At 63.7% G+C, this 24,112-nt stretch carries 26 protein-coding genes; 16 read left to right on the top strand and 10 right to left on the bottom strand.

Going from position 1 to position 24,112, the window contains the following annotated elements; translation table 11 throughout:
• Positions 1–117: 117 nt before the first annotated feature.
• Together QBJ92_RS08320 and QBJ92_RS08315 are read left to right on the top strand one after the other, a co-directional pair.
• The gene (locus QBJ92_RS08320) at positions 118–3,300 is read left to right on the top strand and encodes a TonB-dependent receptor domain-containing protein (protein WP_277969219.1); all 3,183 of its coding nucleotides are present in this window, start codon (positions 118–120) and stop codon (positions 3,298–3,300) included.
• Positions 3,301–3,490: 190 nt separating this feature from the next.
• Positions 3,491–4,927, top strand: a complete 1,437-nt coding sequence (locus tag QBJ92_RS08315) for a globin-coupled sensor protein (protein ID WP_277969218.1) — start codon at positions 3,491–3,493, stop codon at positions 4,925–4,927.
• Positions 4,928–5,033: 106 nt separating this feature from the next.
• Here the strand turns inward: QBJ92_RS08315 and QBJ92_RS08310 are convergent, their stop codons facing one another.
• Complete coding sequence (locus tag QBJ92_RS08310; RefSeq protein WP_277969217.1) at positions 5,034–5,804, bottom strand: hypothetical protein; 771 nt, start codon at positions 5,802–5,804, stop codon at positions 5,034–5,036.
• 265 nt (positions 5,805–6,069) lie between these two features.
• Between QBJ92_RS08310 and cobA the strand changes: the two genes are divergently transcribed.
• From cobA to QBJ92_RS08285, 5 genes are all read left to right on the top strand, one after another.
• Positions 6,070–6,870: a uroporphyrinogen-III C-methyltransferase gene (gene cobA, locus QBJ92_RS08305; RefSeq protein ID WP_277969216.1), complete on the top strand. Its 801-nt coding sequence runs from the start codon at positions 6,070–6,072 to the stop codon at positions 6,868–6,870.
• Positions 6,867–7,163 (top strand): DUF2849 domain-containing protein, encoded by a 297-nt coding sequence (locus QBJ92_RS08300; RefSeq protein ID WP_277969215.1) that lies wholly within the window; start codon positions 6,867–6,869, stop codon positions 7,161–7,163. Before cobA ends, QBJ92_RS08300 begins: the two co-directional genes overlap by 4 nt.
• Before the next feature lie 132 nt (positions 7,164–7,295).
• The gene (locus tag QBJ92_RS08295) at positions 7,296–8,927 is read left to right on the top strand and encodes a nitrite/sulfite reductase (RefSeq protein WP_277969214.1); all 1,632 of its coding nucleotides are present in this window, start codon (positions 7,296–7,298) and stop codon (positions 8,925–8,927) included.
• Positions 8,920–9,339, top strand: coding sequence for a DUF934 domain-containing protein (locus QBJ92_RS08290; RefSeq protein WP_277969213.1), 420 nt, complete (start codon positions 8,920–8,922; stop codon positions 9,337–9,339). Before QBJ92_RS08295 ends, QBJ92_RS08290 begins: the two co-directional genes overlap by 8 nt.
• A complete protein-coding gene (locus QBJ92_RS08285; protein ID WP_277969212.1) occupies positions 9,332–10,087 on the top strand; it encodes a phosphoadenylyl-sulfate reductase in 756 nt (251 codons plus the stop codon). The genes QBJ92_RS08290 and QBJ92_RS08285 overlap by 8 nt, the downstream gene beginning before the upstream one ends.
• 36 nt (positions 10,088–10,123) lie before the next feature.
• Here QBJ92_RS08285 and QBJ92_RS08280 read toward each other — a convergent pair whose 3' ends face one another.
• Complete coding sequence (locus tag QBJ92_RS08280; protein ID WP_347342787.1) at positions 10,124–11,575, bottom strand: replicative DNA helicase; 1,452 nt, start codon at positions 11,573–11,575, stop codon at positions 10,124–10,126.
• A gap of 349 nt (positions 11,576–11,924) precedes the next feature.
• Between QBJ92_RS08280 and QBJ92_RS08275 the strand changes: the two genes are divergently transcribed.
• From QBJ92_RS08275 to dcd, 4 genes are all read left to right on the top strand, one after another.
• Entirely contained in the window at positions 11,925–12,407 is a 483-nt protein-coding gene (locus QBJ92_RS08275) for a UPF0262 family protein (RefSeq protein ID WP_277969210.1), read from the top strand.
• A 107-nt stretch (positions 12,408–12,514) separates the two neighbouring features.
• On the top strand, positions 12,515–13,111 hold the full coding sequence (locus QBJ92_RS08270) for a glycoside hydrolase family 25 protein (RefSeq protein ID WP_277969209.1): 597 nt from the start codon (positions 12,515–12,517) through the stop codon (positions 13,109–13,111).
• A gap of 11 nt (positions 13,112–13,122) precedes the next feature.
• Positions 13,123–13,587, top strand: coding sequence for a cytidine deaminase (locus QBJ92_RS08265; RefSeq protein WP_277969208.1), 465 nt, complete (start codon positions 13,123–13,125; stop codon positions 13,585–13,587).
• A 57-nt stretch (positions 13,588–13,644) separates the two neighbouring features.
• On the top strand, positions 13,645–14,199 hold the full coding sequence (gene dcd / locus QBJ92_RS08260; RefSeq protein ID WP_277969207.1) for a dCTP deaminase: 555 nt from the start codon (positions 13,645–13,647) through the stop codon (positions 14,197–14,199).
• A gap of 20 nt (positions 14,200–14,219) precedes the next feature.
• On the opposite strand, the gene QBJ92_RS08255 is transcribed toward dcd, so the two are convergent.
• The 5 genes from QBJ92_RS08255 to QBJ92_RS08235 all read right to left on the bottom strand — a co-directional run bounded on the left by QBJ92_RS08255 (position 14,220) and on the right by QBJ92_RS08235 (position 17,321).
• Entirely contained in the window at positions 14,220–14,576 is a 357-nt protein-coding gene (locus QBJ92_RS08255; protein WP_277969206.1) for a tetratricopeptide repeat protein, read from the bottom strand.
• Between the two features lie 169 nt (positions 14,577–14,745).
• Positions 14,746–15,174 (bottom strand): ExbD/TolR family protein, encoded by a 429-nt coding sequence (locus tag QBJ92_RS08250; RefSeq protein ID WP_277969205.1) that lies wholly within the window; start codon positions 15,172–15,174, stop codon positions 14,746–14,748.
• Between the two features lie 29 nt (positions 15,175–15,203).
• A complete protein-coding gene (locus QBJ92_RS08245; RefSeq protein ID WP_277969204.1) occupies positions 15,204–15,683 on the bottom strand; it encodes an ExbD/TolR family protein in 480 nt (159 codons plus the stop codon).
• A gap of 93 nt (positions 15,684–15,776) precedes the next feature.
• The gene (locus QBJ92_RS08240) at positions 15,777–16,583 is read right to left on the bottom strand and encodes a MotA/TolQ/ExbB proton channel family protein (RefSeq protein ID WP_277969203.1); all 807 of its coding nucleotides are present in this window, start codon (positions 16,581–16,583) and stop codon (positions 15,777–15,779) included.
• A 63-nt stretch (positions 16,584–16,646) separates the two neighbouring features.
• A complete protein-coding gene (locus tag QBJ92_RS08235; RefSeq protein ID WP_277969202.1) occupies positions 16,647–17,321 on the bottom strand; it encodes an energy transducer TonB in 675 nt (224 codons plus the stop codon).
• 234 nt (positions 17,322–17,555) lie between these two features.
• Between QBJ92_RS08235 and QBJ92_RS08230 the strand changes: the two genes are divergently transcribed.
• The gene (locus QBJ92_RS08230) at positions 17,556–18,416 is read left to right on the top strand and encodes a hypothetical protein (RefSeq protein WP_431358380.1); all 861 of its coding nucleotides are present in this window, start codon (positions 17,556–17,558) and stop codon (positions 18,414–18,416) included.
• A 31-nt stretch (positions 18,417–18,447) separates the two neighbouring features.
• Here the strand turns inward: QBJ92_RS08230 and QBJ92_RS08225 are convergent, their stop codons facing one another.
• Both QBJ92_RS08225 and QBJ92_RS08220 read right to left on the bottom strand, forming a co-directional pair.
• Entirely contained in the window at positions 18,448–18,777 is a 330-nt protein-coding gene (locus tag QBJ92_RS08225) for a Rossmann fold domain-containing protein (RefSeq protein ID WP_277969200.1), read from the bottom strand.
• Positions 18,778–18,781: 4 nt separating this feature from the next.
• Positions 18,782–19,153 carry a dihydroneopterin aldolase gene (locus QBJ92_RS08220; protein WP_277969199.1) on the bottom strand — a complete coding sequence of 124 codons (372 nt, stop codon included), beginning with the start codon at positions 19,151–19,153 and terminating at the stop codon, positions 18,782–18,784.
• A 219-nt stretch (positions 19,154–19,372) separates the two neighbouring features.
• Between QBJ92_RS08220 and QBJ92_RS08215 the strand changes: the two genes are divergently transcribed.
• The 4 genes from QBJ92_RS08215 to QBJ92_RS08200 all read left to right on the top strand — a co-directional run bounded on the left by QBJ92_RS08215 (position 19,373) and on the right by QBJ92_RS08200 (position 22,345).
• On the top strand, positions 19,373–19,909 hold the full coding sequence (locus QBJ92_RS08215) for a GNAT family N-acetyltransferase (RefSeq protein WP_277969198.1): 537 nt from the start codon (positions 19,373–19,375) through the stop codon (positions 19,907–19,909).
• Between the two features lie 68 nt (positions 19,910–19,977).
• Positions 19,978–20,544, top strand: a complete 567-nt coding sequence (locus QBJ92_RS08210) for a DUF1285 domain-containing protein (protein WP_277969197.1) — start codon at positions 19,978–19,980, stop codon at positions 20,542–20,544.
• Positions 20,541–21,140 carry a CoA pyrophosphatase gene (locus tag QBJ92_RS08205; RefSeq protein ID WP_277969196.1) on the top strand — a complete coding sequence of 200 codons (600 nt, stop codon included), beginning with the start codon at positions 20,541–20,543 and terminating at the stop codon, positions 21,138–21,140. Before QBJ92_RS08210 ends, QBJ92_RS08205 begins: the two co-directional genes overlap by 4 nt.
• The gene (locus tag QBJ92_RS08200; protein ID WP_277969195.1) at positions 21,128–22,345 is read left to right on the top strand and encodes a CCA tRNA nucleotidyltransferase; all 1,218 of its coding nucleotides are present in this window, start codon (positions 21,128–21,130) and stop codon (positions 22,343–22,345) included. Before QBJ92_RS08205 ends, QBJ92_RS08200 begins: the two co-directional genes overlap by 13 nt.
• Here the strand turns inward: QBJ92_RS08200 and QBJ92_RS08195 are convergent.
• Positions 22,315–24,006, bottom strand: a complete 1,692-nt coding sequence (locus QBJ92_RS08195) for a putative bifunctional diguanylate cyclase/phosphodiesterase (RefSeq protein ID WP_277969194.1) — start codon at positions 24,004–24,006, stop codon at positions 22,315–22,317. The genes QBJ92_RS08200 and QBJ92_RS08195 overlap by 31 nt on opposite strands.
• Positions 24,007–24,112 lie beyond the last annotated feature (106 nt).

Here is a 24,112-nt window from a genome sequence, read left to right as displayed (position 1 = left end):
ACATATGGTTGTAAAAGATACCGTATCCCGGCCAATACGTTCAGTTGTGGTTGCATAAGCTTTCCAAACCGTTCGATTAACGAGCCCTGAAGAGTATCAAGTAAACAGGGAACTACCATGAAATTTAACAGATTTCTGCAAGCGACGGCGCTCGTCAGTGCGCTTTCGGCATTCCCGGCCGTAGGCTTCGCGCAAACCGCCACCAGCGCAGACGGACGCGCCGAGACGCAGACCACGACCACCGTTGGCACCGACACCAGCGCGCAGGCCGATACCGCCGCCGCGCCGCAGGACATCGTCATCACTGGTTCGCGCATCAGCAGCCCCAACGCGACCTCGACCAGCCCGATCACCACGATCACGCCGACCCAGTTGCTCGCCACGTCGCGCGTTTCGATCGGTGACACGCTCAACACCCTGCCCCAGCTGCAGAGCACGTTCAGCCAGGCGAACTCGACTCGCTTCCTCGGCACTGCCGGCCTCAACCTGCTCGATCTGCGCGGCCTCGGCACGCAACGTACGCTGGTGCTGGTCAACGGCCGTCGCCATGTCGGTTCGGACATCCTCAACAACGCCGTCTCGGTCGACATCAACACGATCCCGTCGGACCTGATCGAGAGCGTCGACGTGCTGACCGGCGGCGAATCCGCGGTTTACGGTTCGGACGCGATCGCGGGCATCGTCAACTTCCGGTTGAAGGACAATTACCAGGGTCTCGAAGCCCGTGTTCAGGGCGGCATCAGCCAGTACGGCGACGCCGGTTCGTTCTTCGGCAGCGTGCTCGCCGGCAAGAACTTCTCCGAAGGTCGCGGCAACATCGCGATCAACGCGGAATATGCGCGCCAGAACAGCGTGTACGCATCGGACCGTCGCGCGCTGCAGCAGAATGACGCCTTCGTCGGCACCGACACCGACTCCGCAGGGATCGCGTCCGGGCAGACGCTGCCGAACTTCGACGGCATCCCGGACAACACCTTTTTCCGCGACATCCGCTCGGGAACGATCGCAGCGGGCGGCATGGCGACCTTCGCCAGCCCGACCGGCGCTTGCGGCGCGGACGCCACCGGCCGTCGCTTCTCGTGCAACTATCTGTTCCAGCCCGATGGCTCGCTGACCCCGCAGACCGGTACGCGCGTCGGCATCGGCACCAACAGCAGCTCGCCGAGCGGCGCGCCGTTCGTCGGCGGCAACGGCGACACCAACCGTGAAGGCCAGCTGGTTCAGATCCAGCCCGCGCTCGATCGCTATTCGGCAAACCTCGTCGGCCATTACGAAATCTCCGAAGCGCTCGTACCGTTCGTCGAGGCGTCCTACTCGCGCACTGAAACCTACGGCCAGGGCAGTTCGGGGCCGGCGTTCATCACCGGCGCAACGCTCGCCGGGTATGACACCTCGACGTTCGAGCGTCCGCGTCTCGACAACCCGTATCTGAGCGCAGCGGCCCGCACGACGATCACCAACGCGCTGGTCGCCGGTGGCGCCGATCCGGCAACCATCACCGACGCAACGCGCTTCACGGTCCGCAAGAACCTCGTCGATCTCGGCGTTCGGTCGGAGCAGTCCAAGCGCCAGACCTATCGCATCGTCGGCGGTATTCGCGGCAAGTTCAACACCGACTGGCGCTATGAACTGTCCGCCAACTACGGCGAGTTCCGCGAGGATACGCGTGTTCTCGGCAACCTGAACGTCCAACGCTTCCTGCTCGGCCTCGACGCGCAGCGAAACGGCGCCGGCCAGATCGTCTGCGGATCGCAGAACGACCCGACCCGTGGCGGCACCGACATCGGCGGCAACCCCGCCATCCTCGCCGCCGACATCGCGGCGTGCCAGCCGATCAACCTGTTCGGCAAGGGCAACATCTCGAATGCGGCCAAGCAGTATGTGCTGCAGGACACGATCTCGCGCGGCAAGATCACGCAGCTCGACATCTCGGGCTTCGTCAACGGCGACACGAGCGGGTTCTTCAACTTGCCGGGCGGCCCGCTCCGCTTCGTGGTTGGTGGCGAATATCGTCGGGAAACCAACTACTTCAAGCCGGATCCTTTGGTTGAAAGCGGCTACACCTTCTACAACGCGCTCTCGACCTTCGCACCGCCTGCGTTCGAGGTGAAGGAAGCGTATGGCGAAGTCCAGATCCCCGTTCTCAAGAACATGCGCTTTGCCGAGGACCTGAGCTTCACCGCCGCTGGTCGTGTCTCCGACTATAACAGCAGCGCCGGGACGGCCTACACCTACAACTTCGGCGGCAACTATTCGCCGATCCCGGACATCAGCTTCCGCGCATCCTACGCCCGCGCCGTCCGCGCACCGAACCTGTCGGAACTCTACTCGCCGCAGGGCCAGAACTTCGCGACGAATTTCAACGATCCGTGCTCGGCCAACTTCATCGCAACCGGCACGCAATTCCGCGCGGCGAACTGTGCCGCTGCCGGCATTCCAACCAACTATAACTACCTTTACCAGCAGTCGCTCGAGATCAACAGCGGCGGCAACCCGAACCTGAAGGTGGAGAAGTCGGACTCCTACACCTACGGGATCATCCTGAAGCCGCGCTTCACCCGCGGTCTCACGCTGTCGGTCGATTACTACAACATCAAGGTCGCCAACGTGATCACTGCGCCGACGGCGCAACAGATCGCCAACAGCTGCTACGATTCCCCGACCGGGGGCGGCCAGTTCTGCAACCTGTTCACGCGTGTCGGTGCGGGTCAGACCGGGCCGAACGGCGAAGTGCCGTTCCAGATCCTCGAAGGCAGCCTTCAGCAGACGCTGCTCAACTACGCCAGCCTGCGCACGCGCGGTCTCGACGTGAACTTGAGCTACAACCATGACTTCGGCTTCGTGAAGGCGAGCTCGGTCCTGATCTACACGCACCAGTTCGAGAATGCCGCGTTCATCGATCCGAGCCAGCCGACCTTCGGCGACAACTTGCTCGGCGAGCTTCCCAGCCCGCGCGACAAGCTGTTCTGGAACCTGAACGCCGGCTTCGGTCCGTTCGAGATGAACTATCAGTTCAACTACCTCTCGAAGATGGCGGTCGGCCTGATCGAGGACACCAAGGCCTATCAGGGTCGTGCACCGCAGAATGCGGATCGCTACAGCATCCCCTACTACCCCGACGTCGTTTACATGAACGCGCGCTTTGCCCTCAACATCCAGGGTGGATCGCAGTTCTACGTCGGGCTCGACAACCTCACCAACCGCATCCCGCCGCTCGGTTCGACCGGCATCGGTGGTGGCTCGGGCATCTACGAGCCGATCGGCCGCCGCTTCTATGCGGGGTTCAAGGCCAAGTTCTGATCGCCTGATCGGAACCGACTCTCGGAAGGGGAGCGATCGCACGATCGCTCCCCTTTTTTTTGGCGTACTCTCGGACGACACCGCCACTGACCGCAAAAGTCCCCTGCCCGGCGACCGGCACTGCTCGCGCCGCCTATAACACAGAGAGTGTGCCCGGGTGTTGGCGGGCATCCGCCGGGGAAGATCAAGCATGTCGAATAAGGTTGTAGCAGAACGTCTTACATTCATGGGGATGGACCAGAAGCAGCGCGCCACCCTCGCTGGTGTCCTCCCGCTGGTCTCCCGGCTGATCGGCCCGGCACTCGATCGTTTCTACGACAGTGCGCGCGCCACGCCGGAGACCGCCGCCTTCTTCCGCGACGACGCGCACATGAAAAAGGCCAAGGCCGCGCAGGAGGCGCATTGGCGGCGAATCCTCGACGGTTCGTTCAACGACGACTTCTACACCAGCGTTCGACGGATCGGGTCGGTGCACGCACGCATCGGCCTTGAGCCCCGCTGGTATATCGGCGGTTATGCGCTCGTCCTCGAATCCGTGATCGGGAACCTTCACCGCGCGATGTCGCCGTGGCGCCGCCTGCTGACGCTGTTCCGTGGCCCCGATCCGGTCGCGGTCAGCATCGCGGTGGTCAAGGCCGCGCTGCTCGACATGGAATTGTCGGTATCGATCTATTTCGAAGAAGCCCAGGTCGAACGCGACCAGGCGATCGCCGCGCTGGGCAAGGCGCTGACGACCATGTCCGACGGCGACCTGACCCAGGAATTGCGCGGTTTGCCAGCGTCCTTTGCCGAACTCGAGAAAAGCTACAACGCGACCCTCGAGAAGATGCGCTCGACGATCGGCGCGGTCGGCGCCAGCGCGGATGCGATCCGGACCGGGTCGGGCGAGATCTCGATCGCATCGCAGGATCTCGCGCGCCGCACCGAAAGCAACGCCGCCAGCCTGGAACAATCGTCCGCCGCGCTGATGCAGATCGACAGCCGGATCAAGACCAGCACCGAGACCGCCGGACACACCGTCAAACGCGCCGATCAGGCGATCGCAACGGTTGGGGACGGACGCGCCACCGCCGGGCAAGCCAAACAGGCGATGCAGCGCGTGTCCGATAGCGCCAAGGGAATCGACGACGTGATCGAGGGGCTCGACAAGATCGCGTTCCAGACTCGCGTCCTGGCGATGAACGCCGCGGTCGAAGCGGGTCGCGCGGGAGAAGCCGGGCGCGGCTTCGCGGTCGTCGCGGATCTGGTCAGTGCGCTGGCGATGCGGGCGGAGGAGGAAGCCAAGCGCGCGCGCGACCAACTGACGCTGACGCAGACCGACATCATCACCGCGGTCAATGCGGTCGAGAAGGTCGATGACGCCTTTGTCGCGATCACTGCCGATGTTGGCGAAGTCCACACGCGGCTGTCGGGCATGGTCACCGACAATCTCGCCCAGTCCTCGGCGATCACCGAGATCACCGTCGCGGTCGGCAGCATGGAACAGGCCACGCAGCAAAACGCCGCAATGGTGGAGGAAACCTCCGCCGCTGCGCGCAACCTGACCGATGAGGTGGCATCACTCACCCGCCAGACCGGCCTGTTCCGGGTCGGTGGGACCCCGGGGTCTTACCAGACGACGCATTGATCCGGCGGCAGCACTGGCGCCGCCATCACCATCCACGCGCCGGATCGGGGCGCTGGCCGGCGCCAGATTGGCTCGGTCAGCGCCCCGTCGGTGGTTGTTGGGGCGGTTACATCGGCGGGGTGAGGCCGTCCTTGCCGACCGCGACGAACTTCGCGCCTGGCGCATCCGCGGTCTGTACGACGAACACCTTCTGCCCCTTCGCCACGACCGAACGCTCCGTCGGCTCGAACCGGACGATCGGGGTTCCGGCGGGGACCAGCACCTTCGCGGTGCCGCCCTTGTACGAGACGGTCAGCATGGTTTCCCCGGCGGTCCCGGCTGTGCTGGAAACCGTGCCGTTGGTCATTCCGCTCTGTTCCTGAACGGTGCCGTTGGTCATCCCGCTTTGCTCCTGGACCGTGCCGTTGGTCATCCCGCTTTGCTCCTGGACCGTGCCGTTGGTCATCCCGCTGCTACCCGCGCTGGAACCGCCCGATGCAGCGACGACACCGGGAACGTCCCAGCCGTAATGCCCCTCACCCGAACCGCGCATCGATTCCGGGAAGATCACCACTTCGACCGCGCGCAGCGCGCTATCCGGACCAGTGGTCGCGGTGCCGATGAAGTCGCCCGTCTTGAGCGTCGCGAGGCTCGACCCGACAACCCAGGCGAACCCGGTCTTGGCGTCGATCGGGACGGCGGAGGTCTTTCCGTCATAACCCTGGATCGTCAGGGCATTGGCATCGACCTTCTGGACCACGCCGCGCACGCGGGTCGCCGCCGGTGTCGCAGTCGTCGTGGCAGTGGTCGTGGTGTTGCCGTCGGTCGCGGTCTTGCTGCCACAGCCGGCGAGCAACAGGGTCGCTCCGCTGAGCGCCACGAAAGTCTTGGTGAGCATTGGACGAAATCCTGGAACTGGAGTTTCTTTGCAAATCGAACGCATTGCCGGTCATTGCTAGGCGCACCCGCCGCGCGTCACAAGCAGCCGTATCGGTTGGACTGTTTCCAATGCCGCCGCCTCGACGGCCGCCGTCGCAACCCCGCGCGCGGCGCTTTCCGCGGTCCAGGCCAGGCAAAAAGCCGCGGTGGTGGAAAAGAATGCCTACCTCCCCCCAAAGCATCCTTGAATTGCCGCGCGGACTGGTTCAGCCCATCTGACAGCGATGGCAAGCCTCCTAGATCCAACCGCCCGCGGGCGAGTCATTCTCGTCGGCGCGGGTCCCGGCGACCCTGGCCTGCTCACCGTCCGCGCGGTCGAGGCGCTGAAACAGGCGGACGTCGTCGTCCATGACGGCCTGATCGATCGCCGCGTGCTCGATATCGCCCCAGCCGGCGCGCAACGCATCTCCGTCGCCAAAAAGCGCGCGCGGCATACGCTGCCGCAGGAGGCGATTAATGCGCTGATCGTCGCACATGTGACCGCAGGCAGCGTCGTTGTGCGGTTAAAGGGCGGCGATCCGTTCATTTTCGGACGTGGTGGCGAGGAAGTCGAGGCGGTTCGTGCCGCCGGGCTTCCGGTCGAGGTGATCCCCGGCGTATCGGCGGCGCTCGGCTGCGCGGCGGAGGCGATGCTCCCGCTCACGCACCGCGATCATTCCAGCGCGGTCAGCTTCGTCGCTGGCCAGTGCAAGGGGCTGGCCGAACAGGATTGGTCCGGGCTCGCGGGCAAGGGCCGCACGTTGGTCATCTATATGGGCGTCGTGACCGCGCCCGACATTGCCGACAAGTTGATGCGCGACGGCGTGGCGCCCGAAACCCCGGTCGCCGTGCTCGAACGCGGGACGCTGGAAGGCCACCGCGCGATCCGGACCTTGCTCGCCGATCTCGGCCCGATGGTCGAGCGCGAGGGCGTCGCCTCGCCCGCCATCATCGTGGTGGGGGACGTGGTCGAGCTGTCGGACGCGGAAGACAAATTGGGGTCCTGGGCGCGCATCGCCGGGACGTTAGCGGAGACTGTTGCGTGAAAGTGCTGACCGGGAACGACTTGCCGACGGGCGATGTGATCTGGTGGACCGGCAATGGCTGGTCGCGTCATATCGAGGATGCCCGCGACGTCGCCGACCAGGGCGAGAGCATCGCGCGCGCCGAGGAAGGCGCGCGGCATGTCACCGGCCCCTATGTGATCGACGCCACCGTCACCGCGGACGGCCCCCGCCCCGCGCACATCAAGGATCGCGTTCGGGCCCTCGGCCCGACGGTGCGGCCCGACCTGACGCTCAAGCCTGCCGATCCGAACGCTGGAAGCTGGGTGATATGATTTCTGGTCTCGCAAAGGCGCAAAGGCGCAAAGCCATGCCCCTGCGCCTCGGCGCAAATCGATCGTCTTCCTTCTTCGCGGCTTCGCGCCTTTACGTGAAAAATTCTTCTGCGATCCTGCCCGGAATTGCCCATGTATAAATATGACCAGTACGACCAGTCGATCGTCGATGCCCGCGTCGAGGAGTTCCGCGACCAGGTGAAGCGCCGCCTCGCGGGCCAAATCACAGAGGACCAGTTCAAGCCGCTCCGGCTGATGAACGGTCTGTATCTGCAACTTCATGCGTATATGCTGCGCGTAGCGGTGCCATATGGGACGCTGGACGGGCGTCAAATGCGCATGCTCGGCCACATTGCGCGCAAATACGACCGTGGATACGGCCATTTCACGACGCGGCAGAACATCCAGTACAATTGGATCAAGCTGTCCGAGGCGCCCGACATCCTCGCCGAACTGGCGACGGTCGAGATGCATGCGATCCAGACCAGCGGCAATTGCATCCGCAACATCTCCTCCGACCAGTTCGCCGGCGCTGCCGCGGACGAAGTTGCGGATCCGCGCGTGTGGGCCGAGCTGCTCCGCCAGTGGAGCACCTTCCATCCCGAATTCAGCTACTTGCCCCGCAAGTTCAAGATCGCGGTGATCGCCGCGGACGAGGACCGCGCGGCGATGCGGCTGCACGACATCGGCATCCAGCTGGTCCAGCGCGACGGTGTGCTCGGCGGACGCATCTTCGTCGGCGGCGGCATGGGCCGCACTCCGATGATCGCGCCTGAAATCAAGGACTTCATCACCGCCGACGATCTGCTGAGCTATGTCGAGGCATGCCTGCGCGTCTACAATCGCTACGGCCGCCGCGACAATATCTACAAGGCGCGGATCAAGATCCTGATCCACGAACTCGGCGCCGACGAATATCGCCGCCAGGTCGAGGAGGAGTTCGTCGCCGTCAAGGCGCTCGGCCTCGATCCACCCAAGGCCGAATTCGACCGCATTACCAAGATGTTCGCCCCCCCAACGTTCGCCACGTTTGGCCCTCAGGCCGATACCGCGCCCAACCCGGCGTTCGACGCCTGGCGCGCGCAGAACACGGTCGCCCACAAGCAACCCGGCTACGCGATCGTCACGATCAGCCTGAAGCCCACCGGCGGCATCCCCGGCGACGCCACGGCCGACCAGATCGACCTCATGGCCGACCTGGCAGAACGGTTCAGTTTCAATGAGTTGCGCGTCACCCATGCGCAGAATATCGTCCTGCCGCACGTCGCTGTAAGCGACCTTCACGACGTTTGGACCGCACTCGATGCGGCCGGTCTGGCGCCTGCCAACATCGATCTGATCAGCGACATCATCGCCTGCCCCGGCCTCGATTACTGCAGCCTAGCCAACGCCCGCTCAATCCCCGTCGCGCAGAAGATCGCCACCCGCTTCGCCGACCCCGAGCGCCAGCGCGACCTAGGCGAATTGAAGCTCAAGATCAGCGGCTGCATCAACGCCTGTGGCCATCACCACGCGGGCCACATCGGCATCCTCGGCGTCGACAAGAAGGGCACCGAGAATTACCAGCTCCTCCTCGGCGGCTCGGGCGCGGAAGACGCGAGCCTCGCGCGGATTACCGGGCCAGGCTTCAGCGAAGACGGCATCGTCGACGCGGTCGAGACCGTCACCAACGTCTATCTCGACAAGCGCGAGGCAGGCGAACGCTTCCTCGATACCTACCGCCGGCTCGGCATGGACCCGTTCAAGGAGGCCCTTTATGGATAACGCGACCATCGCCATTGGCTCCGATGAGCCAGCGGTCACGCTCGATGCCTTCCTCGAGGACCAGGCCAACGCAACCGCAGTCCGCCTTGAAGCGGGCGAGGACGCACGCGCGCTGCTCCCGCACCTCGACCGGATCGCGCTGGTCGAAGTCAGCTTCCCGAGCTTCCGCGACGGTCGTGGTTATTCCGCCGCGCGGATCCTGCGGGAGGCCGGGTATCAGGGGGAACTGCGCGCGCAGGGCGACGTGCTGGTCGATCAGATGCCGCTGATGAAGCGATGTGGGTTCGACAGCTTCGCGCCGGAGGCAGAGATCGATGCGGCAACGCTGGAAGCGGCGCTGACGCGCTACGACCACGTCTATCAAAAGGCCGCCGATGGCCAGGTTCCGGTTTGGAAACTGCGGCATGGCTAGTGCTGCCCACCGTCTGGACATCATCGACGTTGCCCCCTTCTCGCCCGCCGACGCAGCCGCGATGGAAGCGCGCTTCGCCGGCGTCGGTACCGGCGACCTGCTCGGCGAGTTGCTGACGGGAGAGCTGCGCGGTCGGGTCGCCGCCGTTTCGTCGTTCGGCGCAGAGAGCGCGGTGCTCCTCCACCTGATCGCGCAGGTCGACCGCGACATTCCGGTGATCTTCCTCAACACGCAAAAGATCTTTGGGGAAACGCTGGCGTATCGTGATCAGCTGTCGGAGAAGCTCGGCCTCACCGACTTGCGCGTCTTCCGCCCGGACCCGCGCTTGCTCGCGGCCAAGGACGCCACCGGTCTGCGCTGGAATTACGACCCCGACGGCTGCTGCGACCTGCGCAAAGTGGAGCCGCTGCGGCGTGCGCTGGCGCCGTTCGATTCGTGGATCTCGGGACGCAAGGGTTTCCAGGCTGGCACGCGGATTACGATGCCCCGCTTCGAAGAAGACGAAGGACGCTTGAAGATCAATCCGCTTGCGGATTGGGACAAGAGCAAGTTGGAAGCGTATTTCTCAGAGTACGAACTCCCGCGTCACCCGCTGGAAGCACAAGGCTATCCGTCGATCGGATGCGCCCCCTGCACGTCGAAGGTCCAGCCCGGGGAAGATCCCCGCGCCGGACGCTGGCGGGGTTGGGACAAGGTGGAATGCGGCATCCACGTACCGGAGAAGCCGGGTGAAGAGCCAGTATTCTAAAGCGTAGGCGTCCCGGTTGAAACCGGGAACGCCGTCTCAATACCCAACGTAATCGCTAAACCGGGTCACGCTCGGCTCGAACTTCAGGATCACCTTGCCGGTCGCGCCGTGGCGCTGCTTGGCGACGATCAGCTCGGCGAGACCGAACACACGCTCCATTTCCAGCGCCCATTGCGCGTGATCCTCGAACACCTTGGGATTGTCGCCCTCGACCGGGCGCTTGGGCTCGCGTGCGGCGACGTAATAATCCTCGCGGAACACGAAGAACACGATGTCGGCGTCCTGCTCGATCGATCCCGATTCGCGCAGATCCGAAAGCATCGGTCGCTTGTCCTCGCGGCTTTCGACCGCACGACTGAGCTGCGACAGCGCCATCACTGGCACGTTCATGTCCTTCGCCAGCGTCTTCAGACCGCGCGAAATCTCCGAAATTTCCTGCACGCGGTTGCCCTCCGAACTCTTGCCCGACCCGGTCAGCAGCTGGAGGTAATCAACCACCACCAGCCCGATCTCGTTGTTATGCCGCCGCTGCAACCGCCGCATCCGCGTGTGCAACGCGCCGATCGTCAGTCCTGCGGTGTCGTCGATATAGAGCGGAAGGTTCTCGAGGTCCGCCGCCGCGGCCGCGAGCTGATTGAACTCGTTGCGACTGATTTTACCCATGCGCAGCGCTTCCGAGCTGATCCGCGCCTGCTCGGACAGGATACGCGTCGCCAGCTGGTCAGCCGACATTTCCAAGCTGAAGAAGGCAACCTTCGCCCCGACCGAGTCGGCCGGCTTGATCCCATCCTGCATGTCGCGCATCCAGCGCGCCGCGGCGTTGAACGCGATGTTGGTGGCCAGCGAGGTCTTGCCCATGCCCGGACGTCCGGCGAGGATCATGAGATCGCTGTGATGCATGCCGCCGATCTTGGCGTTGACGCTGTCGAGCCCCGTCGTGATGCCGGACAGCCCGCCGCCGCTGTTGAGCGCTTTCTCTGCATTCTTGACCGCAAGAGTCGTGGCTTGCGCGAACGACTTGATCGCCGTCTCGCTGCCGCCATCCGCCGCGACCTTGAACAATTCCTCTTCCGCCGCCTCGATCTGCGCGCGCGGATTGACCTCCTCGGACGTGTCCATCGCGCGATCGACCAGACCGCGACCGACCGTCACCAACGTGCGCAACATCGCAAGATCATAGATCTGCTGTGCGAACTGACGTGCGCCGATCAGGCCCGCGCCGCTTCCCGTCAGCTGTGCGAGATACGCCGGACCGCCAAGCTCGCGCATCCCTGCGTCCTGCTCGAACATCGGACGCAACGTCACCGGGGTCACCAGCATGTCGTTGCCGCGCAACATCTTGATTGCGCTGAAAATGCGACCGTGGAGCGGCTCGAAGAAATGCTCGGCATTGAGCTTGTCGACCAGATCGTCGGCGAGCCGGTTGTCGATCATCATCGCGCCCAGCATCGCCGCTTCGGCCTCAACGTTCTGGGGAAGCGAAACCATCTCTGGAACAACGGGGGGAGGAGCAAATGCAGTGGCCATGCGGCGCGGTTTGGACCTCTCGGGGCGGCAGCTCAAGGGCGTTGCGCCGGACCGCTCGTCGCACTTGTGGATAAGTCCGGCATAAGTCTGGGAAAGCTGGTGCAGAGCTATGGGGATAAGCGGTGGACAAGCGCGGGACAACGTCGGCACAAACGCGGCATAACCATGGGACAAGTCCGGTAAACTGCGTGGGCAACCCTGTGGATAACCTTTGTATAAGTCCGGCAGGCCGAACGCCGTACCACGCCACCTTTACGTCACCCGCTAGAAAGCGTTGATTCTCCCTGCCCTTCCAATCTACGGCGGGTACATGGCCGATCCGCGCATCATTGCCGTCACGCTCGACGAACGTACGATTCTGTGGCGGTCGGCGGATATCGAGCAGGAGCGACGGATCGCGATCTTCGATCTGATCGAGGGCAACCATTTCGCGCCGCAACGCGACTATCCCGACGGCTATGCTGGCCCGTACCGGATTGCGCTGGCGGTGGAGGAGGGACGGCTGGCGATCGCGATCCACCGCGAAGACGATACGCTGCTCGAAACCTACGTCCTCGGAATGGGTCGATTTCGTCGTCCAATCAAAGATTACTTCGCAATCTGTGATAGTTACTATCAGGCCATCCGCAACGCGACGCCTGCTCAGATCGAAACGGTGGACATGGCGCGCCGTGGCATCCACAATGAGTCCGCAGAACTCTTGCGGGAACGGCTGGCGGGAAAGATCGAAATCGATTTCGACACCGCACGACGCCTCTTCACGCTGATCTGCGTCCTCCACATCAAAGCATAATCAGGGGTAAGACGTTGACCGTTCGCCTTTTGGGCAGACTGGTCGCTGTGTTTGTGTTTGCCGCGGTGGCGCTCGGACTGGCAGCGATCGCCGCTTGGGTTTACTCCATGACCTGGCGGCCTGGTGCCCCCTACACCCTCCAAGGCGTCGACGTCTCCGCTGCCGATGGAGCAGTCGACTGGTGGGCGGTCAAACGCGACGGCGCGGCGTTCGCCTATCTTCGTGCGACCGTCGGCGCTGACCGGCGCGACACGCGATTCGAAGAGAATTGGGCTGCGGTCGGCGCAGCGGGAATGCCCCGGGGCGCGATGCATCGCTATTCGCTTTGCAAAAACGCGACCGATCAAGCCAACAACTTCAATACCACCGTTCCCCGCGTGGAGGATGCACTCCCGGCAGCGGTCGTCCTCGATTTCTCGGCGGATTGCACCGCGCGGCCAGCCCCCGCGTTCCTGCGCGAGAGCTTGCGCCAGTATCTCGAGATGGTCGAGGCGCACACTGGCAAGCCCGTGCTTATCAAGATATCGAAACCATTCGACCTTGCTTACGGCGTGACGGCGGATCTTCCGCGGTCCGTGTGGGCGGTCCAAAACTATCTTGCGCCCGAATATCCTTCGCGCACATGGCGCATGTGGCAGGCCAACGATGCCCGTCACATCGAAGGCGTCGAGAAACCAGTGCATTGGGACGTCGTCCGACCATGAAGGAAGCCGCCATGACCGATTCGTCGACCGGAGCCATTCTCATCGCTGCAGCACGCCACGCGGCGCGCAATGCGCACGCGCCCTATTCACGCTTCGCGGTCGGTGCGGCAGTGATGCTCAACGACGGTCGTATCATCACCGCTGCAAATTTCGAGAACGCCAGCTACGGCCTCTCGCTGTGTGCAGAAACCGTTGCGCTAGCGATGGTCAGCAGCGCTGGCGATCTGGCGCGCGTGACCGAGATCGGCATCGTCGGCGGTGCCATGGATAGTGATGGGCGCCCGACCGGCACAAGCCCGGTCGGCCCCTGTGGCCGCTGTCGGCAAGTCATCAACGAAGCCGCGCAAATCGGCGGTAGGGACGTCATCGTCTGGTGTGGCGCTGCTGAAGGGGATGCGGTTGAACGCTATCCGCTGTCGCTTTTACTGCCGCACGCGTTCGGGCCTGCGGACCTTGGCCTCGGCAAGATGAACTGATTTCTTGCCCCTCAGCGCCGATCGCGCGAAACGGGCACACCTCATTAGGAGCATTGCATGTCGATCATGTCCGACCGCTGGATTCGTGAACAGGCGCTCGCGCATCGCATGATCGAGCCGTTCGTCGACGGCCAGAAGCGCGACGGGTGCATTAGCTACGGCTTGTCGTCCTACGGGTACGATGCGCGCGTGTCCGATGAGTTCAAGGTCTTCACCAACATCGACAGCGTTATCGTAGACCCCAAGGACTTCGCATCGAACAGCTTCGTTGATCGCAAGACCGACTGCTGCATCATTCCCCCAAATAGCTTCGCGCTGGCGCGGACGGTCGAATACTTTCGGGTTCCGCGCGACGTCCTCGTCATCTGCCTCGGCAAGTCGACCTATGCGCGGTGCGGAATCATCGTCAACGTCACGCCGCTTGAACCCGGTTGGGAAGGCCACGTGACGCTCGAATTCTCGAACACCACCCCGCTTCCCGCCAAGATCTACGCCAACGAGGGAGCCTGCCAGTTCCTTTTCCTCGAGGGTAACGAACCGTGCGAGACGAGCTATGCCGACCGCGCGGGTAAGTACATGGGCCAGCGCGGGGTTACCCTGCCCCGGCTGTAACCCACACCGCGCCGCGCGGTTTAGCGCGCGCTATACTGTAGCCCGTCGAGACGCCCAAGCGCAGCGTTCGCGAGCGCGTGGGACGACCGAGGCACCGTTGCGCTCGGCATGTCCATCGGCTCGTCTGGGCGGGACAGCACGGTCCGGTACAGCGCACGCGCCTCGCTCGTCCGTCCAGTCCGCTGATAAGCGACCGCGAGATTGAGCATCAGATCTGGATCGGTCGGGAACATCCGCTGCTGCGCGAGGATGATGCGCTCGGCGCTCGCGTAGTCCCCTTGAAGGATCTGCGTCGCACCGTTGAAATCGTCCTGCGCCAACGCCGGACTGGAGACCGCCACCATCGCCGCGACGGCAAAACCGCTGAACTTCATCATCACGCCTCCTAGCCCTCTCGTGCGTGAGAGGTTTCATTTTTGTGACAGTAAGGTGTCACATTTGTGAAACGTCGGCAAGCGAGACCTTTGACGTATTTCTAGGCGCCAGAATCAAAAAGGGCGGCCCCGAAGGACCGCCCTGAAAGACGTAGATCAATGTCGATAGCGCTTAGAATTCGCCGCGATATTGCTCGTTGCCAATGAAGCCGAGCTTCGAGACGTTGGACCGCTTGATGATCGCGAGAACCTGATCGACCTTTTCGTACCGTGCGGCCGGATCGGGCTGGAAGTGAAGTTCCGGCTCGGGGTTCAGCTGAGTCGTTTGGGTCAGGTACTGCTGCAACGTCGCCGCGTCAGTCGGTGCGCCGTTCCACAGAACCACGCCATCGGGGGTGATGACGATCTTGTTCTTTTGCGGATCGACCGCCGGCTTGACCTGGTTCGGATCGTTGATCGGCAGGTCGACCTTCACCGCGTGTGTCTGGATCGGGATCGTGATGATGAACATGATGAGGAGCACGAGCATGACGTCGATCAACGGCGTCGTGTTCATGTCCATCATGGGCTCGCCTTCGGCGCCGCCTACACTCATAGCCATGGGTATTACTCCTCGGTGCTAGCGCACACTTACGATGACGGACCGCCGGTGGGGGGCGGCTCGGAAATGAAGCCGACCTTGGCAAAGCCAGCCGACTGCATCGTGTAGATCGCGCCGCCAATGCACTTGTACGGCGTTTCCACGTCGCCGCGGATATGCGCTTCGGGGAGATCCTCGGTCGTCAGGTTGGCGGCGCCACCTGCCTTGTCGACGATTTCCTTGAGCTTGTCAGTCGCCCGCTTGAGCAGTTCTTCATGCGTCACGCGAGTGAGGCCCCAATAAACGGCGCAAGCACCGCTGGGATCACGCGTGATCGAGAGCGAAACGTTCTCGGGCTTTGTCACGGTCGGGTCGTACTTCACATCGGGCAGCTTCAGCTTGACGCTCTGCACAATGGCCGGAACCGTGATGAGGAAGATGATCAGCAACACCAACATAACGTCGACGAGCGGCGTCGTGTTGATGTCGGACATCGGGGCGTCTTCTGCACCACCAGTACTAATCGCCATGAAAGGCCATCCTATCCGTATCAGTCAGGCCACCCGGCACGTCCGGGTAGCGAGAAAAGCGGGGCCGTCCGGCTGGACGGCCCCGGGTCGTTCTTAGACGCGCGTCTGAACGCCACCAGCCTGGCCGGCGGTGGTCGTTGCAGGAGCAGCAGCCTTCGTGCCGCCAACGACAGCGGCACCCTTGGCCGATGCGGTGCGCGGAGCGGCCGGGCGGACGGCGCCGTTCGAAGCAAGGTAGCCCAGAACGTCGGTCGAGAACGCGCTCAGATGCTCTGCGATCGCCTTGTTGCGGCGCTGCAGATAGTTGAACGCGAGCACTGCGGGAACCGCGACGACCAGACCGAAGGCGGTCATGATCAGCGACTCACCGACCGGGCCTGCGACCTTGTCGATCGATGCCTGGCCAGCCTGGCCGATGCCGATCAGTGCGCGGTAAATACCAAGCACCGTACCGAACAGACCCACGAACGGTGCGGTTGCGCCGACCGTTGCGAGAAAGGCGAGACCGCCACCCAGCTGCGAGTTGATGATGGCTTCCGAACGCGACAGCGAACCGTGGAGCCAGTCATGTGCTTCGACCGGATCGGTCAGGCGACCGTGCTGCTCTTGTGCCGCGATGCCGTCGTCGACGATCTGCTTGTAGGCCGAGTTCTTCTCGAGCTTTGCAGCGCCTTCCTTCAGCGAGTTCGAGTTCCAGAAGGTCGCCCGGACGCGACGGCCCTGGTTGATGATCTTCTGCTGCTCGAAAATCTTGGTGAACAGAATGTAGAGCGTGAAGAACAGGAAGATCGTCAGGATCGCAGCAGTCGTCCACGTGACGGGGCCGCCCTGCTTCATTGCGTTCATGAAGCCGAAGTTGTCTGCAGCCGATGCTCCGGCGGCGAGGATGGTGGTCGACATTGAGGGTACTTCCTTCTCGATTGAAAAGCCGTGCGACCCGCCGGGAGCCGCACGGCCGGATGATTATTCGGGCAGACGCCAGACGACGTTGCGCGATTGGCCACTGGTCCGCATCGGCGCACCGCTCTGGTCGAGCGCAGGCGAGTAGCGCCCACGCCGCGTCAAGGCGCTGCAAGCCGCGCGATCGAGCGACGAGTTGCCGCTGGAGGAGACGATCGTGCAATTCTCGACACGGCCTGCGGGACTGATGTCCCAACGGATCTTCGTCGTACCCTGCGCCTCTGCGCTCAGCGCATCGGACGGATAATCGTCGTTGGTGATCCAGTCGGCCGGGTTACCCTTGGGACCAGCTGCCTTGCTGACGACCGGAGCCGCCGGTGGAGCCGGTACGGGCACGGGTGCTGGCGCAGCGGCGACAACCGTAATGGGTGCGCTTGGCGGCGGGGTGATGACGGTGGTGACCGGCGGCGGCGGAGCCTGCACGCGCACGATCGGCGGCGGCGACACGACCGGCGGGGTCTGCAGCTGCGGCTGTTCAGGCGGCGGGGGCGGCGGCTTGTCAGGCGGCGGCGGTGGCGGCTCGACGACGTCGAACGTGTTTAACTTCTCGGTAACCTTCTTAATGTATTTGAAGGTCAGACCGTTCACGAAGCCCCACGCGAACAGCGCGACGATGATCGAAACGATCACGATCGACACGGCGCGGCTGCCACTTGTATTGCGATCAGCGTAAGCCATTCAGAAACGAAACTCCTCTTTTCCGGCACGACGGTCCAAGCCCGATCCGTAACGTCCGCTCGTTATCCGGCCTGTCATGGGTTAATATATCCTGGACAGGCCACAACCTCTATCGCGCCAAAAACCACGACGCAAACGCTTTGTCTCACGCAACAAACGTACAAGCTAAGCATGGCAGAATTATTTCTGTTTAAAACTGGCACGGTCGGGTATCGGATCGCCATGACTCACCCGATGAAATGGCTGCTTGCCACCTGCGTTCTGGCAGCGACGCCGAGCTTCGCCGCGCTACAGCAAACAGCTCCAATTGCGCCGGAATCCGCGGTTTCGGTTGAGACCCCCGCTGTACCCTATTCGGATTATGCCGATCTGGTCATCGCCTCTCCGGTGATCATCGATGCGACCATAAGAAGCCAAGTTCGGCTGAAACCGGCCGAGGCTCCAGATGTCCTACAAAATGCGGTTCGGCTTTATATCGAGGCAGACGTAACGGCTCTGATTCGCGGAACGGGCGCCGTTCCGCCGAGAATCGGGTATACGATCGACGTTCCACTGGATTCGCGTGGTCGACCGCCGCGCTACCGCAAGATGCGTGTCTTGCTGTTCGCGCGCGGCGTGGCGAACAACCAGGGGCAGATTCAGCTGGTCCGGTCGGATGCGCAACGCAATTGGACGCCAACCAATGATGCCCTCACGCGGCGGATCGTGCGTGAAGTGCTGGCGCCGGATGCGCCACCAACGGTCACCGGGATTGGCAACGCCTTCTACGCGGCGGGCGCTCTGCCTGGCGAAGGGGAGACGCAAATCTTCCTCACGACGACGGATCACCGCCCGATCTCGCTCAACGTCCAGCGCCAGCCCGACCAGCCGCCGCGGTGGTCGGTAGCGTTGAGCGAAGTCGTCGATCAGGCCGCCCCGCCCCCGCCCCGGGAGACGCTGCTGTGGTACCGGCTCGCGTGCAGCTTGCCGGCCGCCATGCCCGATACTGCACTTCACGGGAGCGAAGCCGACAATGCGATTGTACGGGAAGATTATGCAACGGTTCTGAGCGGCCTAGGCCCCTGCGGTCGAAGGGCTAACCCAGCAGGACAGTGATCGCTGCGGCAGGGGCACCGCTTCTGCCGGCTTAGCCGACGACGAGACTCTGCCCGGTGGTAGAACGCGCAAATGCTAAATAGCGGGCGGCAGCCACAACGCGTTCGCTCGCAGCGCCATCCGCCAGCGAAATGGCGTTGATCCGTCTGGGCGCAAGCTCGAGCGCGAGTGGCCCAAGTGCCGCGATCAGCATCGCCCGGTCGATTGCCGCGAAGTCGGGCTGGATCAGCACGACGATCGCCTCGTCCGCGGCCGCCCCCCGAAGCCGCGCCAGCACATCTACCAAGACAGCATCCGCGTCTGCCACGACGAGCGCAGTCGTTGCCGGAAGCGCGGCACCCACCGCCTCGTTCAGCAGCACGCGGTCACCGGCGGTGCCGCGTCAACGTGATCCCGATCGATTCCCCCGCCTCTGCAATCGCGAGCTTGACGATGGTCACTTCGACCCGCGTCACGCGCCGGTCCTGCAGGAACAGCGTTTCGCAAATGTGGTCGGCCACCGCTTCGATCAGCGTAAAGTGCACGCCTTCCGGCAGAGCGGTGGTCGCCGCATGCTTCAAATCGAGGTAATTCTTCGAGGCACTCAGCGGCGTATCGGGCGTATAGCGCTCCGCCATCATCAGGTCGACCGTCAGCGAGATGCGCAGCGGTTGCGGCAAATGCGTCTCCTCGGAATAGATTCCGGTCAGCACCTGCACTTCAAGGTCGTGCACGTTGAGCGTCAGTCGGTCGTCCAAGGAAAGCCCTTCACTTCGGTCACGTCATAAAAGGGACGCGCGCGCGCCATAGCAGATCGGCGCGTCAGGGGAACCGTCCTGACGCCGCCGCCGCGGCACGCCAACGGGATTTAATAGCCACATGACCAGGACCGCTTCTTTCTTGCGTTCGACGCCATGACGGCTAAAGCGCCCCGCCCCGTCGGTTCATCCGGGACCGGACGCGGTGAGGACTCGCCTGTGGTCGCCGCAAAGATCGATAGCCCGATCACTATCGTCCCGATTGCCGACATCGCGTCCGAGCGCGTCGAGCGCCTGCTCGATCAGGCCTTTGGTGTCGAGCGCCACGACAGGACGGCATACCGGATCCGGAAAGGGATGCCCGTCCTCCCGGCACTGAGTTTCGCTGCGCTGTCACAAGAATCCCTGCTGGGGACGATTCAGTGTTGGCCCGTTCGCTTCGCCTGTGATGCCGGAAACGATGTGGCGATGGTGCAGATTGGACCGGTCGCGGTCGACCCGGCGCATCAACACGGCGGGATCGGGCGAATGCTGACCAACCGGGCGCTGGACGCAGCAGCGCAGGAAGGGCTTGGCGATGCGCTTACGTTGATCGGCGATCCGGAATATTATGGACGCTTCTTCGGTTTCGATGCCAGCCGCACGGCCCAGTGGCGTGTCCCGGGCCCGGTCGAGCCGCACCGCTTGCTGGCGCGGGGCGCGGGGGTTCCTGCCCGCGCCGGAATGCTTTGCCCCCGGATCCATGCGCTGGCTTGACCGGCGTTCGAGGCACTTCGCGCAGCCACCGCTTTACGCCCGCATCCCGCTGTCCTACCGCCGTCGGCATGCCCATGGAGCCGATCCCCGATCTTTCGTCCTTATCGCTCGCCGACATCGCCCGGCTGGCCGAAGACCATAAACTGCCCCCAGTCGAGCGTTGGAACCCGACTCATTGCGGCGACAGCGAAATGCGCATCGCGCGGGACGGCACTTGGTTTCACCAGGGGTCCCCGATCGGTCGCCCGGCAATGGTGCGCTTGTTCTCGACGATCCTCCGACGCGAACCGGATGGCGGCTATGTCCTTGTGACGCCGGTTGAAAAGCTCGACATCGTCGTGGAGGACGCGCCGTTCGTTGCGGTCGAGATGAAGGTGGAACGCGACGGTCGTGATGCAGTGCTCGCGTTTCGGCTCAACACGGGCGACATCGTGACGGCGGATGCCGACCATCCCTTGCGGTTCGAACCTGGCGAGGACGGCCCACGCCCGTATCTGCGGGTCCGCGGTGGCCTGGACGCAGTAATCGCGCGCGCCGTCTATTACGATCTGGCACAACGCGCGATCGACGGGGGCGACACGCCGCCGGGGGTTTGGAGCGCCGGGACGTTCTTCTCGATCGAGCCAGTCGAATGACGCTGGTCGAACGACTCCGTCACGCGCTGACCGCTGGGTCTTCGGTCGATGCCGTGCTGCTCACCGGCGACCATGTCGATCACGATCTGCTTCCCTCCGTGCTGACACAGGCGGCGGTGCTGGTGCCGGTGACCGACCGCGCGGCGCCCGGGGTCATCCTCACTCGGCGTACCGATACGATGACACGCCATGCGGGACAGGTCGCCTTCCCTGGTGGCCGGATCGACCCCGGTGATGCCGACCCGGTCGCCGCAGCGCTGCGCGAGGCGGAGGAGGAAATCGCGCTCCCCCGCGCCGCCGTTAGGATCGTCGGCGAGGCAGATCGCTATCGCACCATCACCGGATTCGAAGTGACCCCGGTGATCGGCGTCGTCCCGCCGGACCTGGTGCTGACACCCAATCCAGCGGAAGTCGCGGCCGTCTTCGAAGTGCCGCTCGATTTCCTGCTCGATTCGGGCAACCACATCGAAACGAGTGTCGAATGGCAGGGGCGCAATCGCCATTATTACGAGATCCTGTGGGGGGAGCACCGTATCTGGGGCGCGACCGCGGCAATGATCGTCAACCTGTCGCGGCGGTTGCGATGGAACGGGTGACTCTTCCCGCGGCAGGCTGGCGTGACCGCGAAGAATTGCAGGCGTTGTGCCGGGTCCTCGGCGCGGACGGGGGCGATACGCGCGTCGTCGGGGGTGCGGTGCGCGACACGTTGCTCGGCTGCCCGGTGTCCGACATCGACCTTGCGACTCGTCAGGCGCCAGAAGACGTTTTAGCGGCGCTTCAGCGCGCCCGCGTCAAGGCGGTTCCCACCGGCTTGGCACACGGCACGATCACCGCGGTCCTGTCGGATGGGCCGGTCGAGGTCACGACCCTGCGGCGCGACCTGGCGACCGATGGGCGCCATGCCGTCGTCGCCTTCACCGACGACTGGCGCGAGGATGCCGCACGCCGCGATTTCACGATCAATGCGCTCTATGCCGACCCCGCCAGCGGCGAAATCTTCGATTATTTCGGCGGGATCGACGATCTCGCCGCGGGGCGTGTCCGTTTTATCGGCGATCCCTTGCAGCGGATTGCGGAAGATCATCTGCGCATTCTGCGATTCTTCCGCTTTCACGCGCGGTTCGGCAGCCTACCGGATGCGGCGGCGCTCGCGGCCTGCACGGCGCGCGCGAATGACCTGATGGCCTTGTCGCGGGAAAGAATCGCGGCCGAGCTGCTCAAGCTGCTCGTCGCGCAAGGCGCGGTGGCCACGCTCGAACTGATGATCGCGCACGACATCCTGCTGCCGGTGTTGCCGGAAATCTCGATCGCGGGCGTCGCCAAATTGGCCGAGGTCGCGGGCTATGAAGCCGCTGCGGACCTGAAGCCCGACCCTTTGCGACGGCTTGCCGCGCTCCTCCCGCGGGACACTGCACTTGGCGAGGCGATCGCCAATCGCCTGAAACTGTCGAATGCACAGCGCAAGCGGATCGTCTCTGCGCTGGGTGCGCCTGGAGGCACGCCGCCGGAACTGACATATCGCCTAGGTCGCGATGGTGCACTCGATCGCTGGTTGTTGACGACCTCTGGAACGCCAGCGGTGGACGGCGCACGAGCAATCGCGGCGTTCGCGATCCCCGCCTTCCCGCTGACCGGCGGCGCGCTGGTCCAGCGCGGCGTCGGCAAGGGGCCGGACGTTGCGCGGATGCTCCGCGAAGTCGAAAATGCGTGGATCGCGGAGGGTTTCCCGGACGCCGAGCGCACCGCGCAACTCGCCGACGAGGCGGTCGATCAGTGGCGGCGCTCAAGCAGCATCGTATAGGCCGCCTCCGCTTCCAACGGGCGAGCATAATAATAGCCCTGCCCGAAGGTGCAGCCCAAAGCCGCGAGTGTCTGTGACAATTCGATCGTCTCGACGCCCTCGGCGGTGGTCTTCATCCCAAGCGCCTGCGCGAGGCTCAGGATCGCACGGACGATCGCGATCTTGTCACGGTCGGCGAGCATTCCGGTCACAAAGCTGCGATCGATCTTGAGCACGTCGATCGGAAGTTTTTGGAGGTAGGCGAGGTTCGAATAGCCTGTCCCGAAATCATCCATCGCGATCGTCGTGCCAAGTGCCTTTAGCGCCTGCATGATTCCGGCAATGCGATCGGGATCGGTGACCAGCGCGCTTTCGGTGAGCTCGAGCGTGAAGCGCTGTCCGCTCAGGCCGTTGCAATCCAGCGCGGCCTGCACGACCGCCGCGATCGAATCCCGCTGCAACTGGATCGCCGACAAATTGACCGCGAGCTTGATGCCGCAATCCCCGCCAAGCCGCGCGTCCCAACCGGCCAATGTCGCCGCCGCCTCCTGAATTGCCCAGCGACCAAGCGGAACAATCAGCCCGGATTCTTCTGCAACGGGGATGAAATCGTTCGGCGAATATTCGGTGCCGACCTCGTCGCGCCACCGCGCGAGCGCTTCGAACGCGACGAGCTTGCCCGTCGCGAGATCGATGATCGGCTGATAGCACAACCGCAATTGCCCGCGCTCGATCGCCCGGCGAAGCGCGGTTTCAATCCCGAATTGTTCGCGCGCGATGTCGAACGCCTGGGTCTGGTATGCCTCCGACTTGCCGGTCACTTTCGACCGCTTCACTGCGAACTGCGCGTGGCGGATCAGTTCCTCGGCATCGTCGATCTCTGCCGCGCCGAACGCAATGCCTATCGAACAGGCCACGCGGATTTCGAAATCGGACAAGCGAAACGGCGTCGAAAGCGCGCCAAAAATACGTTTGGAGACATGCTCCGCATCGATCGCGCCATCCTCGAGGGTCAAGAGAATCGCGAATTCATCGCCCCCGGTGCGCGCGAGCACATCCTGCGCGCGAAGGGCCCCCTTCAGGCGCCGCGCCACGGTGATGAGCAGTTCGTCCCCCGCCATCGATCCGAGGCACGCATTGACTCGGCTGAACCGGTCGAGATCGATCACCAGCACCGCGTAGCGATCACGCGTCAGCGGGTTTTCGATCAGCGTTTCGAGCCGGTCGCTGAACCCAGCGCGATTAGGTAGGCCGGTCAGGCTGTCGGTCAGCATCTCGCGGCGCAAATTATGTTCGGTGCGCAACTCGGCGGTCTGATCGACCAGCGTCAGGATGCAGCGTTGTTCAGGGTTGCGGATCAACCGCGCCAGCGTCGCCTGATAGTGCCGACCATCGACTACGTCGCCGAAATCGATTCGAAATTCCGTCCGCAAGGCATCGCTGCGGATAAAGGTTTCGATTTGCGCCTCGATCTGAACGATGAGGGAGGGGCGCCGGTCGACCGGGCCAAGCCCCGCGAGGTTGAACGCCGTATTGGACGCTTCGACCCGCACCCCGCCCGACGCGAGCGTGACCAGCGCTGCCGGAATCGGCAGCAAGTCGATCGCACGCGATACGAGCATGACCGACAAGGCATTGTTATCCATCGCGATCAGCGCACCGACCACGGGATCTTCTACCAAGACAGGATGAGTCCTGAGCGCCATGGCTGCGGTGCTAGGGTCGAATAGTTAATAAGCTGCTGCGAAGGCCAATTTCAGCCGGCTTTGTATAGGTCTTAGCTGGCGG

Source organism: Sphingomonas echinoides (genome assembly GCF_029623395.1).
In the GTDB taxonomy this organism is placed as follows: domain Bacteria; phylum Pseudomonadota; class Alphaproteobacteria; order Sphingomonadales; family Sphingomonadaceae; genus Sphingomonas; species Sphingomonas echinoides_A.
The sequence above is the reverse complement of the archived record's forward strand: the minus strand, read 5'-3'. Positions and strand labels throughout refer to the sequence as shown.

Coding starts and splice junctions, on each gene's coding strand:
- QBJ92_RS08320 (WP_277969219.1), top strand. CDS start 118: ATGAAATTTAACAGATTTCTGCAAGCGACGGCGCTCGTCAGTGCGCTT.
- QBJ92_RS08315 (WP_277969218.1), top strand. CDS start 3,491: ATGTCGAATAAGGTTGTAGCAGAACGTCTTACATTCATGGGGATGGAC.
- QBJ92_RS08310 (WP_277969217.1), bottom strand. CDS start 5,804: ATGCTCACCAAGACTTTCGTGGCGCTCAGCGGAGCGACCCTGTTGCTC.
- cobA (WP_277969216.1), top strand. CDS start 6,070: ATGGCAAGCCTCCTAGATCCAACCGCCCGCGGGCGAGTCATTCTCGTC.
- QBJ92_RS08295 (WP_277969214.1), top strand. CDS start 7,296: ATGTATAAATATGACCAGTACGACCAGTCGATCGTCGATGCCCGCGTC.
- QBJ92_RS08290 (WP_277969213.1), top strand. CDS start 8,920: ATGGATAACGCGACCATCGCCATTGGCTCCGATGAGCCAGCGGTCACG.
- QBJ92_RS08285 (WP_277969212.1), top strand. CDS start 9,332: ATGGCTAGTGCTGCCCACCGTCTGGACATCATCGACGTTGCCCCCTTC.
- QBJ92_RS08280 (WP_347342787.1), bottom strand. CDS start 11,575: ATGGTTTCGCTTCCCCAGAACGTTGAGGCCGAAGCGGCGATGCTGGGC.
- QBJ92_RS08275 (WP_277969210.1), top strand. CDS start 11,925: ATGGCCGATCCGCGCATCATTGCCGTCACGCTCGACGAACGTACGATT.
- QBJ92_RS08270 (WP_277969209.1), top strand. CDS start 12,515: ATGACCTGGCGGCCTGGTGCCCCCTACACCCTCCAAGGCGTCGACGTC.
- QBJ92_RS08265 (WP_277969208.1), top strand. CDS start 13,123: ATGACCGATTCGTCGACCGGAGCCATTCTCATCGCTGCAGCACGCCAC.
- dcd (WP_277969207.1), top strand. CDS start 13,645: ATGTCGATCATGTCCGACCGCTGGATTCGTGAACAGGCGCTCGCGCAT.
- QBJ92_RS08255 (WP_277969206.1), bottom strand. CDS start 14,576: ATGATGAAGTTCAGCGGTTTTGCCGTCGCGGCGATGGTGGCGGTCTCC.
- QBJ92_RS08250 (WP_277969205.1), bottom strand. CDS start 15,174: ATGGCTATGAGTGTAGGCGGCGCCGAAGGCGAGCCCATGATGGACATG.
- QBJ92_RS08245 (WP_277969204.1), bottom strand. CDS start 15,683: ATGGCGATTAGTACTGGTGGTGCAGAAGACGCCCCGATGTCCGACATC.
- QBJ92_RS08240 (WP_277969203.1), bottom strand. CDS start 16,583: ATGTCGACCACCATCCTCGCCGCCGGAGCATCGGCTGCAGACAACTTC.
- QBJ92_RS08235 (WP_277969202.1), bottom strand. CDS start 17,321: ATGGCTTACGCTGATCGCAATACAAGTGGCAGCCGCGCCGTGTCGATC.
- QBJ92_RS08230 (WP_431358380.1), top strand. CDS start 17,556: ATGAAATGGCTGCTTGCCACCTGCGTTCTGGCAGCGACGCCGAGCTTC.
- QBJ92_RS08210 (WP_277969197.1), top strand. CDS start 19,978: ATGCCCATGGAGCCGATCCCCGATCTTTCGTCCTTATCGCTCGCCGAC.
- QBJ92_RS08205 (WP_277969196.1), top strand. CDS start 20,541: ATGACGCTGGTCGAACGACTCCGTCACGCGCTGACCGCTGGGTCTTCG.
- QBJ92_RS08200 (WP_277969195.1), top strand. CDS start 21,128: ATGGAACGGGTGACTCTTCCCGCGGCAGGCTGGCGTGACCGCGAAGAA.